Genomic DNA, 14,202 nt, shown 5'->3' with positions numbered 1-14,202 from the left:
CCTGGTTTGCCCGTGATCGTGAGGAATGCTGTATGCCTGATGAGATGTTGCAATTGCCTGTGGTCAACAGCGTGCTGGAGCGCCACAAGGGCTGCCCCGGTGCACTGTTGCCGATTCTTCATGAGATTCAGGAGGGCATCGGTTACATCCCGGATGCCGCCATCCCCGAGATTGCCCACGCCCTCAACCAGAGTCAGGCCGAGGTTCGCGGGGTGATCAGCTTCTACCATGACTTCCGCTCCGCGCCCCCGGCCCGGCATATTCTGCGTCTGTGCCGCGCCGAGTCCTGCCAGAGCCGCGGCGCCGAGCAGCTCGCAGCGCAGTTGCGCGAACGCCTGCAACTGGACGACCACGGCAGCAGCGCCGACGGCAGCATCAGTCTGCGCCCGGTGTATTGCCTCGGTGCCTGCGCCTGCTCGCCCGCCCTGGAGCTGGATGGCCAGGTGCATGCGCGGCTCAGTGCCGAGCGTCTTGATGCATTGCTCGACGCTTGCCAGGAGGACGCATGATGCCGCGCCTCTATTTGCCGATTGATTCTCTTGCCCGTGCCGTAGGTGCCGATGATGTAGCTGTGGCCCTTGCCACTCAGGCCCAGGAACGCCAACTGTCCCTGTCCCTGGACCTGCAACGCACCAGCTCGCGCGGCCTGTACTGGCTGGAGCCGTTGCTGGAAATGGACACTCCGCAAGGCCGTATCGGCTTCGGCCCGCTGACCGCTGCCGATGTGCCATCCCTGCTCGATGCATTGCAAGACGAGTCGTCCGCCCATCCACTGGCCTTGGGTCTGGTGGAGGAACTGCCTTATCTAAAGACTCAACAACGCCTGCTGTTTGCCCGCGCAGGCATTACCCGGCCGCTGTCCCTGGAGGATTACCGGGCCCACGGCGGTTTCGAGGGCTTGACCCGGGCCATCGCTCTGGGCGGCGAGCAGACCGCGACCGCCGTGTTCGATTCGGGCCTGCGTGGCCGTGGCGGCGCAGCCTTCCCGGCCGGGATCAAATGGCGCACGGTGCGCGCCACCCAGGCTGCGCAGAAATACATTGTGTGCAACGCCGACGAAGGCGATTCCGGCACCTTCGCCGATCGCATGTTGATGGAAGGCGACCCCTTCCTGCTGATCGAAGGCATGGCCATTGCCGGTCTCACCGTCGGGGCCAGCTACGGTTACATCTATGTGCGCTCGGAATATCCACAGGCCGTGGCCACATTGCGCGAGGCGCTGGACATCGCCCGGTCCGCCGGTTATCTCGGCGCCAATGTCGTCGGCAGCGGCCAGGCCTTTGATATGGAAGTACGCGTCGGTGCCGGCGCTTACATCTGCGGTGAGGAAACCGCGCTGCTGGACTCTCTCGAAGGCAAGCGCGGGATTGTCCGCGCCAAGCCACCGATCCCCGCCCTGAAAGGTCTGTTCGGCCTGCCGACCCTGGTGCACAACGTGCTGACCCTGGCCTCGGTGCCGTTGATTCTGGCCAAGGGTGCGCAGTTCTATCGCGATTACGGCATGGGCCGCTCGTTGGGCACCATGCCCTTCCAATTGGCGGGCAATATTCGTCACGGCGGTCTGGTGGAACGGGCGTTTGGCCTGACCCTGCGGGAACTGGTGGAAGACTACGGCGGTGGTACTGCCAGTGGCCGGCCGCTGAAGGCCGCGCAAGTTGGCGGCCCCCTCGGCGCCTGGGTGCCGCCAGGGCAATTCGACACGCCGCTGGATTACGAAGCCTTCGCCTCCATCGGCGCCATGCTCGGTCACGGTGGTGTGGTGGTGGCTGACGACAGCCTGGACATGGCCCGTATGGCGCGCTTCGCCCTGCAGTTCTGTGCCGAGGAATCCTGTGGCAAATGCACCCCATGCCGCATCGGCTCGACCCGGGGCGTGGAGGTGATCGACCGCCTGCTGGCCGCACCTGACCAGAGCGGTCGTGATGAGCAGGCGATCATCCTCAAGGACCTGTGCGACACCATGCTTTACGGTTCGCTGTGCGCGTTGGGCGGCATGACCTCCTATCCGGTCGCCAGCGCCCTCAAGCACTTCCCCGCCGACTTCGGTCTGCTGGCCTCGGAGGCCGAGCAATGATTACTCTCTTTGACCCGAAAACCGATATCGATCTGGGCACCCCGGCCCGCGACAGCCAGGTGCAAGTCACCCTGAACATCGACGGCCGCAGCATCAGCGTGCCCGAAGGGACCTCGGTGATGCGCGCCGCCGCGCTGCTGGGCACCACCATTCCCAAACTATGTGCCACCGACAGCCTGGAAGCCTTCGGCTCCTGCCGCATGTGCCTGGTCGAGATCGACGGCATGCGCGGCTACCCGGCGTCCTGCACCACGCCGGTCAGCGAAGGCATGAGCGTGCACACCCAGACGCCGAAGCTTGCCACCCTGCGCCGCAATGTCATGGAGCTGTACATCTCAGATCACCCGCTGGACTGCCTGACCTGCTCGGCCAACGGCAACTGCGAGCTGCAAACCGTCGCCGGCCAGGTCGGCCTGCGGGAGGTGCGTTACGGCTATGAAGGCGACAACCATCTGGCCGACAAGAAAGACACCTCCAACCCCTACTTCGACTACGACCCGAGCAAGTGCATCGTCTGCAACCGCTGCGTGCGCGCCTGCGAAGAAACCCAGGGCACGTTTGCCCTGACGATTACCGGGCGCGGTTTTGAATCCCGGGTCGCGGCCGCCGGTGGCGAGAACTTCCTCGACTCGGAATGCGTGTCCTGCGGCGCCTGTGTGCAAGCCTGCCCCACCGCGACCCTGATGGAAAAAAGCGTGGTCGAACTGGGCCAGCCCGAACGCGCCGTGATCACCACCTGTGCCTATTGCGGCGTGGGCTGCTCGTTCCGCGCCGAGATGAAAGGCGACCAGCTGGTGCGCATGGTTCCAGACAAGAACGGCCAGGCCAACCACGGCCACTCCTGTGTCAAAGGGCGCTTTGCCTGGGGCTACGCCACCCACCCGGATCGCATCACCACGCCGATGATCCGCAAGCACATCAACGACCCTTGGCAGGAAGTCAGCTGGGATGAGGCGGTGACCTACGCCGCCAGCGAATTCCGCCGTCTGCAGCAAAAATACGGCCGAGACTCCATTGGTGGCATCACCTCCAGCCGCTGCACCAACGAAGAAACCTATCTGGTGCAAAAACTGGTGCGTGCCGCGTTCGGCAACAATAACGTCGACACCTGTGCGCGGGTCTGCCACTCGCCGACCGGCTATGGCCTGAAACAAACCCTTGGCGAGTCCGCCGGCACTCAGAGTTTCGACTCGGTAATGCAAGCCGACGTGATTCTGGTGATGGGCGCCAACCCCAGCGACGCCCACCCGGTGTTCGCCTCCCAGCTCAAACGCCGCCTGCGTGAAGGCGCGCGGCTGATTGTCATCGACCCACGCCGCATTGATCTGGTGGACTCGGTACATGCCCGCGCTGAACTGCACCTGGCCCTGCGCCCGGGCACCAACGTCGCCATGCTCAACGCTCTGGCCCACGTCATCGTCACCGAAGGCCTGCTCAACCAGGCCTTTATCGACGCCCGTTGCGAAGGCAGCGATTTCGCCCACTGGCGCGAGTTCGTCAGCCGCGCGGAAAACTCGCCGGAACTCCTTGGCGCCATCTGCGGTGTCGCCGCTGCCGACATCCGTGCCGCCGCGCGTCTGTACGCAACCGGCGGCAACGCGGCGATCTATTATGGCCTGGGCGTCACCGAACACAGCCAGGGCAGCACCGCCGTCATGGGCATCGCCAACCTGGCCATGGTCACTGGCAACATCGGCCGCGAAGGCGTGGGCGTGAACCCGCTGCGTGGGCAGAACAACGTTCAGGGCTCCTGCGACATGGGCTCCTTCCCCCACGAGTTGCCTGGCTACCGACACATCTCCAACGAGGTGGTTCGGGCGCAGTTCGAGCAGGCCTGGAACGTCACCTTGCAACCCGACCCGGGCCTGCGTATTCCCAATATGTTCGAGGCAGCCCTGGACGGCAGCTTTAAGGGCTTGTATTGCCAGGGCGAAGACATCGCCCAAAGCGACCCCAATACCCAGCACGTCACCTCGGCTCTGTCGGCGATGGAATGCATCGTGGTGCAGGACATTTTCCTCAACGAAACCGCCAAGTTCGCCCACGTATTCCTGCCGGGCAGTTCGTTCCTGGAAAAAGACGGCACCTTCACTAACGCCGAGCGACGCATTTCGCGCGTGCGCAAGGTCATGGAACCGCTGGGCGGCAAGGCCGACTGGGAGGGCACCGTGGCCCTGGCCAACGCCCTGGGTTACCCGATGAACTACCAGCACCCGTCGGAAATCATGGATGAAATCGCCAGCCTGACGCCGACCTTCAGCAACGTCAGCTACGCCGCACTGGATAGCCACGGCAGCCTGCAATGGCCGTGCAACGCCGCAGCGCCGGACGGCACGCCGACCATGCACATCGAGGAATTCGTGCGCGGCAAGGGGCGCTTCATGCTCACCGGCTACGTGCCCACCGAGGAAAAGGTCAACAACCGCTATCCCCTGCTGCTGACCACCGGACGCATCCTCAGCCAGTACAACGTCGGCGCCCAGACCCGGCGTACCGAAAACATCGCCTGGCACGACGAAGACCGCCTGGAAATCCACCCGACCGACGCCGAGAGCCGTGGCATCAATGAAGGTGACTGGGTCGGCATCGGCAGCCGCGCCGGACAGACCGTACTGCGTGCGCGGGTCACCGAACGGGTCGCTCCAGGTGTGGTGTACACCACCTTCCACTTCCCCGAATCGGGGGCCAACGTCATCACCACCGACAACTCCGACTGGGCCACCAACTGTCCGGAGTACAAGGTCACCGCCGTGGAAGTCAGCCGCGTCTACCACCCTTCCGAGTGGCAAAAACGTTACCAGGCATTCAGCGACGAACAACAACGCCTACTCGACGAACGTCGCCGGGCACGCACCGCAGGAACAAAGGCCGAGGTACGCCGATGAGCACTGCCAACCTGATCAAAATGGCCAACCAGATCGCCCAGTACTTCGCCAGCGAACCGGACCAGCAACAGGCAGTGCTTGGCGTGCGCAATCATCTGCAGATGTTCTGGACGCCCGGCATGCGCAAGGAGTTGCTGGCCTGGCAGACGACGCATCCTGGGGCCGACTTGCACCCACTGGCGCAGGCTGCGGTCAGTGGGGCGGGCTGGGAGGCTTAAGGCTCACACGATCCCTTACGGAGCACCTGCTGCCTGTCGGGCAGCGGTGCAACTAAGGAAACCAGCGTGCATGAATCTGCTTGAGTACGCCTTTGGCCCCGATACGTTGGTATCCCTCTTCATACGTCTTCAGTGCACGCAATCCATCCGGGTGGGCCAGGCTAAAGCCTATCGTTGCGCTTACCACACCGCAATTGAAGGCGAAGCGCACCGAATTTTCTGTGCCCGACTGCCTGGCCTTATAAGCCTCCGCCTCAAGGTCGGTGGTAATGATCAATGCCGCCTGGAAGCGCCGGGCGGCCAGCTTCTTCAGATTCAGTAAGTCCGAGTGAACGTTCTCGAACAGCACTCCGGACTTCTGTAGCGCCATGACCTGGGGCGAATATTCGTAGTCGTTGGTGATGCCCAGTACAGTCCCGGGCGGCAACGTGCATATGCCGTCTGGAGGCCTCGGCAAGGGGGCTTCGATATGTTCGAAGATGTCGTCATTCGCCGCGTAGATCGGTAGCGCCGCCAGCTTGATCTTGCCATCGAACTCGGGCAGCCAACTCATGTTGAAGCAGGCCGCGACCTCACCATTGAGCACCATGTATTTGCAACGTGAATAAGGCACGACTTTCAGGCGCACCTCAACCTCCATCTCCTTGAACGCGGCGACAACTACGTCATTGGCGTAACCTATACCGTCGCTCTTCGACCAGGGATCGGCAGCATCCTCGACCATGATCGTCAGCGTCTCGTGCGGCATCTGCGCGGCGACGGCACTTGCTGCCAGCAGGTAGAGTGAGCACATCAGCAGGATCGGTTTGAGTGGCCACATTCGGTGCTTAGTCTTTTGCTGATGCATGGCTCTCCATTGATCTACTGACTCCACCACCGGCGAAGCTATTGGACTCTAGGCACTGGTCTACACACATCAACGCCACATTATGCGCACCCGCGAGAGATTCCGCGGAGGTTATGCCGAACACCGCCAGCAGCGCTCATGAGACAAGTCTATAAAACAAGGCGCTAATCAGATATCTCACGCGGCCCGGCCTAAACAATCTTGCACTTGATCCAGGCATCTTCGGCAACGCCATAGATGGCGCAGAGGCGGTGATAGCCGTCCGCGATAACCAGTTTGTCGCTCTTCTCTCCCCTGACCAGCAGCAACGGTGACAGCGGCGTTCCGTTCTTGATTTTGCTGCGGTCTTTCTCTACATGGGAGTTGCTGATGCCAAGCAGGGAAAGTTCTGACGCGCGGAAAATGTCCTTTGCCTTGAACTGGGTAAGGTCGGCAGCACGCAGGGCGGAAATTATTTTCTGCACTCGGTTTTCGCTGAATAGCAGAAGAAGGTAGGACTGTGCGGCTGGGTAGTCCTGCTCTTCCACATCTGGAAGCCATTTTATTTCAGTCGCTTCTTTCGCGTTGCTCATGTTTGCTCCCGAAGTGTTCACGCAGTGTAGTTGTGGGAATGCGTTTTTTAAGGCGAATCAGGCTTTATCCAAGGGTGCGTCGATCAGAACCTGAAGCCGCACTGAGACCCGCATTTCAAGCGTCCTTTTTCTGCAGGCTCTTCAGGCGCAGGCCCGCCCGTTGCACAGCGGCCATTTTTTCGGGTCGCTTCATGCGTTTCCATTTTCTGATGTCCTCCTTGGTGCGACCACAACTTACACATAAATCACCGCTCAACTGGCAAACGGAAATACAGGGATTTTCGATATCCTTGGCCACGACTCAACCCCGAGTCGAGCGCTTGCGCGCCAAGCGTTGCTGCCAGTTTCCGGCATTGGCATGCTGACATTGCTCTTCAGTATCGACGTGCACATGGGCCGACACCGGACTGACGTGGATATCCGCTTCGCTTAACGCCACGGCCGTCAGTTCGACCATGCGTTCACCCTGTCCACTCGCAAGGGCCTGGTTCTTGTTGGCCTGCGTGTCAAAGACCCAGACGACCATCAGGCTGGACGGGGATACGGTGTAATCAACCTCGTGGGTCAGCCAGCAGAACCCTGCTATTTCGGCTTTGGCCGTCTCACAGGCGTCGGTCAGGGCCACCACCAGACGACGCTCGATCTGCGCCTGATCGCGTTTGCTTAACAGCATTGTTTGATCCTTGAATCAGTGTCGAAGGCTTGCCGAGGGCGCTCGGTCTAATATCGCGCGGCTCGCTGCTGCGTGCCTCTTTTGCCAGTATCGATGTGCAGCACCTTGAGACGCAAAGGAATAAAACCAACAGTGCTCAGCAAACGCATGGCCTCAACTGCGAATTTGTATCTATTGCCAGTGAAACTTGTGTGGAAGCCCGCAGTCCTATTCGGGCTTTGCCGGTCACTACCGCAGCCCCTTTGCTGCCAAGCCCCCTGTCATTCCATCTGAGCTGTTCGACTCATGCGCCTAACCGTTCGTTCCTCCCGCTCTATTTCGCTCTGCCTCGTACCTTTGCTCCCCCTGCTCGCCAATCCCGCTTATGCCGAAGGGGAGCAGCAACTGGTGCAAGCCATCAACGGCTACCGCGCCCACCCCCAGCGCTGCGAGGGACGCATGACCCCTGCAATGACACCGTTGGCGCTGAAGTCCAGCGTGGCCTTGCCCGTCGGTTATGGCGGCGATTTACGGGACGGGTTGAAGGCCGCCGGTTATCAAGCAGGGAAAGTGCAAGCCATCCAAGTGGCAGGTGCGCGCGATGCCGAGACGGCCTTTGCCGTGATCAAGAACAACTACTGCGACAAACTACTCAATACCCAAGCGACCGATATTGGTGTCACTCACGTCGGTAATCGGTGGCAGATGGTACTGGCGCGCCCCTTGGTCGATGATCACCTGACTGATCGGCGGACAGCGGATAAAGCGTTGCTGACAGAGGTCAATGCGGCACGGGCGAAGCCGCGTCTGTGTGGGTATCAGCGCTTCGCCGCCGCACGACCACTGACGTGGAACAATGCCTTGGGGGCGGCAGCGCAGGGGCATAGCCGGGCGATGGCCTATGGCAATTACTTCGCTCACCAAGATCCAAACGGTGACTCGCCAGCGGCCCGGGCTCGGGCCGTTGGCTACCGTGGTCGGCAGATCGGCGAGAACATCGCTGCTGGGCAGGGTTCCCCGAGCCAGGCGATGCAGGGGTGGCTGGCCAGCCCTGGGCATTGCGCCAACCTGATGAACCCGATGTTTACCCAAGTGGGTGCTGCTTATGCCACGGCCTCGCGTAGCGACTTGGGTATCTATTGGACGATGCTGTTCGGCGCGCCCTGATGATCGTGGACGGGCTGTGGACTTTTACGGACAGGCCGTCAATGGAACCACACCGTCAGTTGCTTGCGACTTGAGCCATCCCGCCGGATGTCACGAGCGCCTTCAACGATGCATCGAACTGTTTCAGGGCGTTTAATTGCAGCTCACGTTGTTGGTCGATTTGCGCGGCAATCTCTGGAGCGGCTTTGCCATGCACCCAGACAGCGGACATTTGCTTTTCACCCAAACCTTCGGCCTTGCCAATGTATTGCAGGTTCGAATCGTAAAATTTGGCGACGAAGCGCGCTTCGACCTGGGTATTGCGCTGTGTCACCAGACGGTTGTAGGTGTCCAGCATGACCACTACGTCTGGGTGGGCTTGCACCAGCGCATCAAGGTTGTCGTAGACGGTCACTGAGGAGAATTCTTTCTGCAGCGAACCCATGAGCCAATTGATCGCGAGTTTCGGATCGGAGCTGTTGACGAACGCGTCGCTAATGCGAGAGTCAATCGCACCATTCTTCACGCCGTTCAGCGCGACAGAATGGTAATGCTCAAGGTACTCAAGGGTATTGACGGTGTTTTCGCTGTAGAGCACACCGACTGATTGTGCATGCAGCAGGCCAGCGGCACTGTCAGCTACCGATAACAAATGGCAGGACGGCGCGTCTGCAGCGTAAGAAGGCACAGTGGTGGCAGCGCCACCGGTCAATACGGCGACAAGAGCCAGCAGGGTGGAAATTCTCATCGCGTTATTTCCCTTAGAAGCATGTTCGGTATGGCGCTATCTTCCTCCTTCGCTGGAAAAACAAAACTCGCATTCGTCGATGGTAACTATCAACTAAACGAATGGTAAAAACAGAAGCGGTTTATTGCGTGAGGGCAACGTGTAAAGTACCCCCCCAAAAAGCGCCTCGAACAGTTTTTTCGCCATGGGTGCAGAACAGAGTACACACCAGCCATGACCATCAGCACCCAGTCTCCGGATCGACAGCGCCTGATTCGCGCCCTGTTTGAAGAGTACATCGAGATGTACGCCTCTCGGGATCAGAGCCTGACGACCCGCTTCAGTAAAAACTTCAGTGGGTATACGGGGAGCGGCGATTTTCTGGTCAAGGATCTCGCCGACTGGCAGACGATCACTCGCCAGGACTTCTCTCAAGTGCCTGAACGTATCCGCATTGAGATGCTCGATCTCTCTCTGCAGGACCTGGGTGAAGAGGTGGTGGTTGCCACCGCTTTATTCCGCATTCACTTGCCCGTTGACGGCGATATGCTTGCAAAGGAAGCGGCACGCCTGGTGCTGATTTTCCGCCTCGAAGGTGAAGAGTGGAAAATCGTTCACAGCGGTATCTCCATTCCCTATCACCGGGCGGAGGATGGCGAGGTGTATCCCCTCAAGAGCCTGCAGGAGCGCAACCGCACTCTGGAGGCACTGGTCGAGGAACGCACCCAGGCACTGCATGCAAGCGAAGCTCTCTATCGCCAGCTCACCGAGGACACTCGCGATGTCCACTGGAAAACAGACCGTGACCTGTTCATCACCTACATCAACCCCGCCGACGAACGCCTGCGTGGCTTCAAGGCCGACGAGGTAGTCGGGCATCACGTCTTTGAACTGTTTACCGACGAGGGTGTGGCCATGGTCAAGCACCTGATGGAGGAAAGACGGCGATCTGAACGGCCACCTTCGTCGGATGACTTTGTGACCTTTGAGGTACAGCATCGCTGCAAAGACGGCAGCCTGCTCTGGGGGGAGGTGCTGTCGAAGCCGGACCTTGACGAACAGGGTGAGATTATCGGCTACCACGGTATTACGCGAGAGGTCACCCGGCGCAAGCTGTTGGAAGAGCAGGTCAACCAGTTGGCGTTCCGTGACACGCTGACCCACTTGCCCAATCGCCGCCTGCTGGAAGATCGCCTCACCCAGGCAATGTCGTCCAGCAACCGCAGTAACTGCTACGGCGCCCTGTTATTCCTCGACATGGATAACTTCAAGCCACTCAATGACACGCATGGCCACAGCGTCGGCGACCTGCTGCTGATCGAGGTCGCCAACCGCCTGAAAGCCTGCGTACGCGAAGCGGACACCGTCGCCCGCTTTGGCGGTGACGAATTCGTCGTACTGCTGTGTGACCTGAGCTGCGACAAGCGCGAAGCCACTGCTCAGGCAAGACGCATTGCCGAAAAGATACGCATCAGTTTGTCGACGCCCTATTTGCTGAGTCTCACCATTGAGCATCGCTGCACGGCCAGCATCGGTGTAACCCTCTTTAAGGGACGCGAAGCAAGTGAAGAACACGTCATAGATTCGGCTGACTCAGCGATGTATCAGGCCAAAGAGCATGGACGAAACACGATTCGGTTTTGTGAATAGAACATGATTTGAATCTCCCCCTGGTGTGCAAAGCTGGTCTTTCGCGCAGGGGGTCATATAATCGCGCCGTTTCGTCTACCCTCACGAAGCGCCGTGCAGCAAACAGCTCGCGCCAGGCGCCTCGACATTTTTCCGCTATTTAACCGGAGAACTTCCATGCTCAAGCGTACGCTGGTGCTGGCCGCAGGCTTTGCCCTGTCCCTTTCAACCCTGTTCGCACAGGCCGCCGACACTCTGAAAGTCAGCGCCATCCCTGATGAAGCCCCGACCGAACTGCTGCGCAAGTTCAAGCCGCTGGGCGCCTATCTGGAACAACAGTTGGGCATGAAGGTCGAGTTCATTCCGGTTGCCGACTACCCGGCCGTGGTTGAGGCGCTGGCCACCGACCGTATCGACCTGGCCTGGCTGGGCGGCTTTACCTTCGTTCAGGCACGCCTGAAAACCGGTAACGCCATTCCGCTGGTACAGCGCGAGCAGGATGCCCAGTTCACCAGCAAGTTCATCACCGCCGACCCTGCGGTCAAATCCCTCGCGGATCTCAAGGGCAAGACCTTCGCCTTCGGTTCGGTGTCGTCCACCTCCGGCAGCCTTATGCCGCGCTACTTCATGCTCAAGGACGGTATCAAGCCGGAAACCTTCTTTAGCCGCGTAGGCTACTCCGGCGCCCATGACGCCACCGTCGCCTGGGTCCAGGCCGGCAAGGTCGACGCCGGGGTACTCAACGCCAGCGTCTGGGACAAACTGGTCGCCGCCGGCAAGGTCGACACCAGCAAGGTCAGAGTATTCGCCACCACCCCGACCTACTACGACTACAACTGGACCGTGCGCGGCACCCTCGACCCGGTACTGACTGCCAAAATCAAGGCCGCCTTCCTCGCCCTCGATCCTGCGAACCCGGAGCAAAAGGCAATCCTCGACCTGCAGGCCGCCAGCCGTTTCATCGAAACCAAGCCTGAGAACTACAAGGGTATCGAGGAAGCCGCACGCGCCGCCGACCTGCTGAAATGACCCTGCGCCTTATCCAGGCCAGCCTCAGCCACGCCAATGGAGTCCACGCGTTACGCAGCGTGGACCTGCACATCGGTGCCCGCGAACAGGTCGCCATTATTGGCCCGTCCGGCGCGGGCAAGTCGAGCCTGCTCAACCTGCTGGCCACCGCCCTGCGGCCCAGCAGCGGCGAGGTCCAGGTGCTCGGCGAGCGGCCTTGGCAGCTTTCTGCGCACCAGCGTCAGCGCCTGCGCGCGCGCATCGGTCTGGTGCATCAGTCGCCACCACTGCCACCACGCCAGCGCGTAATCACTGCGGTACTGGCCGGAAAGCTTGGCCAGTGGGGTCTGGGCAAGAGCTTGCTGAACCTGCTGCATCCGCTGGATATTCCCGGTGCGCGCGCGGCATTGGCCAGGCTGGACCTTAGCGACAAGCTATTCGCCCAGTGCCAGCAACTGTCCGGCGGCCAACTACAGCGCGTAGGCATTGCCCGTGTGCTGTACCAAGCTCCCGAGGTGTTACTGGCCGATGAGCCCGTGTCGGCCATGGACCCGGTGTTGGCGGCGCACACCCTGGCAGTCCTCTGCCAGCATGCGCAGGAGCACGACGTCACCCTGGTCGCCAGTCTGCATGCAGTGGACCTGGCCCTGTCGCACTTCCCACGCATCATTGGCGTGCGCGACGGGCAAATCCTGTTTGACCGTCCAGCCAGCGACGTCAGCCGCGACCTACTCGACACGCTCTATGCCAACGAATCTCTGCAGCCTGCACCGGTTCCAGATACACCCTTGAGCGTGCAGATTCCCCGATGCTGACGCGCGACAACCGCGACCCGGCCACCGGGCCTCGTCTGCTGCTCAGCCTGCTGGCCATCGCCCTGCTATGGCCGGGTATCCGGCTCAGCGAGTTGGACCTGAGCGTTCTGCTGGCGACCGACAGTCAGAGCGAGATAGGCCGCTTCGTCTCCGCGTTCTGGCCTCCCGCCCATGGCGAGGAGTTCATCCAGTTGCTGCTGCAAGCCACCCTGCAGACCCTGGCCATCGCCACGGCCGGCATGGCCCTGGCCCTGCTACTGGCAGTACCCGCCAGCCTGCTGGCCAGTCGCGCGCTGTCACTGTCCGCCGCCTCTCGTGGCGGGCACCCGAGCCGCTGGGCACAACTGCTGCGCTGGCCAGTACGCGGGCTGCTGATCTTCCTGCGTAGCGTGCCGGAAATCGTTTGGGCCCTGCTGTTCGTCCGTGCCGTCGGCCTCGGCCCGGCTGCTGGGGTACTGGCCATTGCCATCACCTACAGCGGCATGCTCGGCAAGGTCTACGCGGAAATATTCGAGTCGGTCGACCAGCGCCCGGCCCACGCCCTGATGCAGGCTGGCAGTGGTCGGCTGGCGGCCTTCTGCTACGGCATCCTGCCCAATGTCGCTGCAGAGCTGCTGTCGTACACGGTGTACCGCTGGGAATGCGCGATCCGCGCCTCGGTGGTAATGGGCTTCGTCGGCGCCGGCGGCCTGGGCCAGCAGATCGACCTGTCGATGCGCATGTTCGCCGGGGGCGAAGTGGCCAGCATGCTGCTGACCTTCTTCGTCCTGGTCATGCTCGCCGACCAACTCAGCCGCCTGCTGCGCTGGAGGCTGGCATGAATCGCCTGTTCAACCTGCTGCTGGTCCTCGGCATCGGCGCAGCAGTCATCGCCTCGTTCGCCTATCTGGGCATCGACTTCGGTGAGCTGGGCAGCACCCGCAGCCTGAACCAGATGGGCGCCTATGTGCAGCGTTTTCTCAGCCCGGACCTGAGCACTGGCCATCTGCAGGCCATCGGTTATGGCGCCCTGGAAACCCTGGCCATGTCCGCCCTCGGCACCCTGCTCGCCGCCGTGTTCGGTCTGCTGTTGGCACTGCCCGCCGCCGGCCGCTTTGGCTGGCCGCTGCAGAGCGCATCGCGCCTTGTGCTCAACGCCCTGCGCGCGATCCCGGAAATGGTGTGGGCGACGCTGATGGTACTGGCCGCTGGCCTCGGCCCGAATGCCGGCACCCTGGCCCTGGCCCTGCACACCACCGGTGTACTCGGCAGGCTGTTCGCTGAAGCCCTGGAAAACACTCCGCCAGAACCCGCCGAGGCTATCCGCCTGCAGGGCGGTAATCCGGTGTGGGCCTTCTGTTACGGCACACTGCCCAACCTGTTGCCACAACTGCTGGCCTACTGTTTGTACCGCTGGGAAAACAATATCCGCATGGCCAGCGTGCTCGGCTTCGTCGGCGCTGGCGGTTTGGGGCAGATGCTCTATGTCAGCCTCAGTCTGTTCCAGGAAGCCCAAGCCAGCACGGTGATCCTGGCCATGCTGTTGCTGGTATTCGCCATCGATGCCCTGAGCGGCTGGAGCCGCCAGCGCTGGGTCAAGGCCTGATCGTGTCCACCGAACAGGTAAAATCATAAAAGTGACGATAAGAC

General features: G+C 61.2%; 15 protein-coding genes. 10 read left to right on the top strand and 5 right to left on the bottom strand.

The features are described from left to right. Nucleotides 1–32 precede the first annotated feature (32 nt). The 4 genes from RHM55_RS20795 to RHM55_RS20780 are packed head-to-tail and all read left to right on the top strand — an operon-like array spanning nucleotide 33 to nucleotide 5,177. Nucleotides 33–509 carry a formate dehydrogenase subunit gamma gene (locus tag RHM55_RS20795; protein ID WP_322178116.1) on the top strand — a complete coding sequence of 159 codons (477 nt, stop codon included), beginning with the start codon at nucleotides 33–35 and terminating at the stop codon, nucleotides 507–509. Further along, nucleotides 506–2,074, top strand: a complete 1,569-nt coding sequence (locus RHM55_RS20790) for a formate dehydrogenase beta subunit (protein WP_322178115.1) — start codon at nucleotides 506–508, stop codon at nucleotides 2,072–2,074. The genes RHM55_RS20795 and RHM55_RS20790 overlap by 4 nt, the downstream gene beginning before the upstream one ends. Beyond that, nucleotides 2,071–4,959 carry a formate dehydrogenase subunit alpha gene (gene fdhF, locus RHM55_RS20785; protein ID WP_322178114.1) on the top strand — a complete coding sequence of 963 codons (2,889 nt, stop codon included), beginning with the start codon at nucleotides 2,071–2,073 and terminating at the stop codon, nucleotides 4,957–4,959. The genes RHM55_RS20790 and fdhF overlap by 4 nt, the downstream gene beginning before the upstream one ends. After that, nucleotides 4,956–5,177 (top strand): formate dehydrogenase subunit delta, encoded by a 222-nt coding sequence (locus RHM55_RS20780; RefSeq protein ID WP_322178113.1) that lies wholly within the window; start codon nucleotides 4,956–4,958, stop codon nucleotides 5,175–5,177. The genes fdhF and RHM55_RS20780 overlap by 4 nt, the downstream gene beginning before the upstream one ends. A gap of 52 nt (nucleotides 5,178–5,229) precedes the next feature. Here RHM55_RS20780 and RHM55_RS20775 read toward each other — a convergent pair whose 3' ends face one another. From RHM55_RS20775 to RHM55_RS20760, 4 genes are all read right to left on the bottom strand, one after another. Continuing rightward, nucleotides 5,230–6,024: a hypothetical protein gene (locus RHM55_RS20775; RefSeq protein WP_322178112.1), complete on the bottom strand. Its 795-nt coding sequence runs from the start codon at nucleotides 6,022–6,024 to the stop codon at nucleotides 5,230–5,232. 191 nt (nucleotides 6,025–6,215) lie between these two features. After that, on the bottom strand, nucleotides 6,216–6,596 hold the full coding sequence (locus RHM55_RS20770; RefSeq protein WP_322178111.1) for a hypothetical protein: 381 nt from the start codon (nucleotides 6,594–6,596) through the stop codon (nucleotides 6,216–6,218). A 115-nt stretch (nucleotides 6,597–6,711) separates the two neighbouring features. Next, nucleotides 6,712–6,894 carry a DUF1289 domain-containing protein gene (locus RHM55_RS20765; protein WP_322178110.1) on the bottom strand — a complete coding sequence of 61 codons (183 nt, stop codon included), beginning with the start codon at nucleotides 6,892–6,894 and terminating at the stop codon, nucleotides 6,712–6,714. Between the two features lie 3 nt (nucleotides 6,895–6,897). Further along, nucleotides 6,898–7,269: a hypothetical protein gene (locus RHM55_RS20760; protein ID WP_322178109.1), complete on the bottom strand. Its 372-nt coding sequence runs from the start codon at nucleotides 7,267–7,269 to the stop codon at nucleotides 6,898–6,900. A gap of 285 nt (nucleotides 7,270–7,554) precedes the next feature. Here RHM55_RS20760 and RHM55_RS20755 point away from each other — a divergent pair, with 285 nt between their 5' ends. Next, nucleotides 7,555–8,415 (top strand): CAP domain-containing protein, encoded by an 861-nt coding sequence (locus tag RHM55_RS20755; RefSeq protein WP_322178108.1) that lies wholly within the window; start codon nucleotides 7,555–7,557, stop codon nucleotides 8,413–8,415. Nucleotides 8,416–8,470: 55 nt separating this feature from the next. On the opposite strand, the gene RHM55_RS20750 is transcribed toward RHM55_RS20755, so the two are convergent. After that, nucleotides 8,471–9,142: an ATPase gene (locus RHM55_RS20750; protein WP_322178107.1), complete on the bottom strand. Its 672-nt coding sequence runs from the start codon at nucleotides 9,140–9,142 to the stop codon at nucleotides 8,471–8,473. 213 nt (nucleotides 9,143–9,355) lie between these two features. Here RHM55_RS20750 and RHM55_RS20745 point away from each other — a divergent pair, with 213 nt between their 5' ends. From RHM55_RS20745 to phnE, 5 genes are all read left to right on the top strand, one after another. Then, nucleotides 9,356–10,771, top strand: a complete 1,416-nt coding sequence (locus tag RHM55_RS20745) for a diguanylate cyclase domain-containing protein (protein WP_322178106.1) — start codon at nucleotides 9,356–9,358, stop codon at nucleotides 10,769–10,771. Nucleotides 10,772–10,927: 156 nt separating this feature from the next. After that, complete coding sequence (locus tag RHM55_RS20740) at nucleotides 10,928–11,779, top strand: putative selenate ABC transporter substrate-binding protein (protein ID WP_219061017.1); 852 nt, start codon at nucleotides 10,928–10,930, stop codon at nucleotides 11,777–11,779. Continuing rightward, nucleotides 11,776–12,573: a phosphonate ABC transporter ATP-binding protein gene (locus RHM55_RS20735; protein WP_322178105.1), complete on the top strand. Its 798-nt coding sequence runs from the start codon at nucleotides 11,776–11,778 to the stop codon at nucleotides 12,571–12,573. The genes RHM55_RS20740 and RHM55_RS20735 overlap by 4 nt, the downstream gene beginning before the upstream one ends. After that, nucleotides 12,567–13,394, top strand: a complete 828-nt coding sequence (locus tag RHM55_RS20730; RefSeq protein ID WP_322178104.1) for an ABC transporter permease — start codon at nucleotides 12,567–12,569, stop codon at nucleotides 13,392–13,394. Before RHM55_RS20735 ends, RHM55_RS20730 begins: the two co-directional genes overlap by 7 nt. After that, a complete protein-coding gene (gene phnE / locus RHM55_RS20725) occupies nucleotides 13,391–14,158 on the top strand; it encodes a phosphonate ABC transporter, permease protein PhnE (RefSeq protein WP_322178103.1) in 768 nt (255 codons plus the stop codon). The genes RHM55_RS20730 and phnE overlap by 4 nt, the downstream gene beginning before the upstream one ends. Nucleotides 14,159–14,202: the final 44 nt, after the last annotated feature.

Origin of the sequence: Pseudomonas sp. MH9.2, from assembly GCF_034353875.1 — a bacterium.
Lineage (GTDB): Bacteria > Pseudomonadota > Gammaproteobacteria > Pseudomonadales > Pseudomonadaceae > Aquipseudomonas.
The sequence above is the reverse complement of the archived record's forward strand: the minus strand, read 5'-3'. Positions and strand labels throughout refer to the sequence as shown.

Excerpts from the sequence above, each read along its gene's own strand:
- RHM55_RS20795 (WP_322178116.1), top strand. The coding sequence starts at position 33 with ATGCCTGATGAGATGTTGCAATTGCCTGTGGTCAACAGCGTGCTGGAG.
- RHM55_RS20790 (WP_322178115.1), top strand. The coding sequence starts at position 506 with ATGATGCCGCGCCTCTATTTGCCGATTGATTCTCTTGCCCGTGCCGTA.
- fdhF (WP_322178114.1), top strand. The coding sequence starts at position 2,071 with ATGATTACTCTCTTTGACCCGAAAACCGATATCGATCTGGGCACCCCG.
- RHM55_RS20780 (WP_322178113.1), top strand. The coding sequence starts at position 4,956 with ATGAGCACTGCCAACCTGATCAAAATGGCCAACCAGATCGCCCAGTAC.
- RHM55_RS20775 (WP_322178112.1), bottom strand. The coding sequence starts at position 6,024 with ATGCATCAGCAAAAGACTAAGCACCGAATGTGGCCACTCAAACCGATC.
- RHM55_RS20770 (WP_322178111.1), bottom strand. The coding sequence starts at position 6,596 with ATGAGCAACGCGAAAGAAGCGACTGAAATAAAATGGCTTCCAGATGTG.
- RHM55_RS20760 (WP_322178109.1), bottom strand. The coding sequence starts at position 7,269 with ATGCTGTTAAGCAAACGCGATCAGGCGCAGATCGAGCGTCGTCTGGTG.
- RHM55_RS20755 (WP_322178108.1), top strand. The coding sequence starts at position 7,555 with ATGCGCCTAACCGTTCGTTCCTCCCGCTCTATTTCGCTCTGCCTCGTA.
- RHM55_RS20750 (WP_322178107.1), bottom strand. The coding sequence starts at position 9,142 with ATGAGAATTTCCACCCTGCTGGCTCTTGTCGCCGTATTGACCGGTGGC.
- RHM55_RS20745 (WP_322178106.1), top strand. The coding sequence starts at position 9,356 with ATGACCATCAGCACCCAGTCTCCGGATCGACAGCGCCTGATTCGCGCC.
- RHM55_RS20740 (WP_219061017.1), top strand. The coding sequence starts at position 10,928 with ATGCTCAAGCGTACGCTGGTGCTGGCCGCAGGCTTTGCCCTGTCCCTT.
- RHM55_RS20735 (WP_322178105.1), top strand. The coding sequence starts at position 11,776 with ATGACCCTGCGCCTTATCCAGGCCAGCCTCAGCCACGCCAATGGAGTC.
- RHM55_RS20730 (WP_322178104.1), top strand. The coding sequence starts at position 12,567 with ATGCTGACGCGCGACAACCGCGACCCGGCCACCGGGCCTCGTCTGCTG.
- phnE (WP_322178103.1), top strand. The coding sequence starts at position 13,391 with ATGAATCGCCTGTTCAACCTGCTGCTGGTCCTCGGCATCGGCGCAGCA.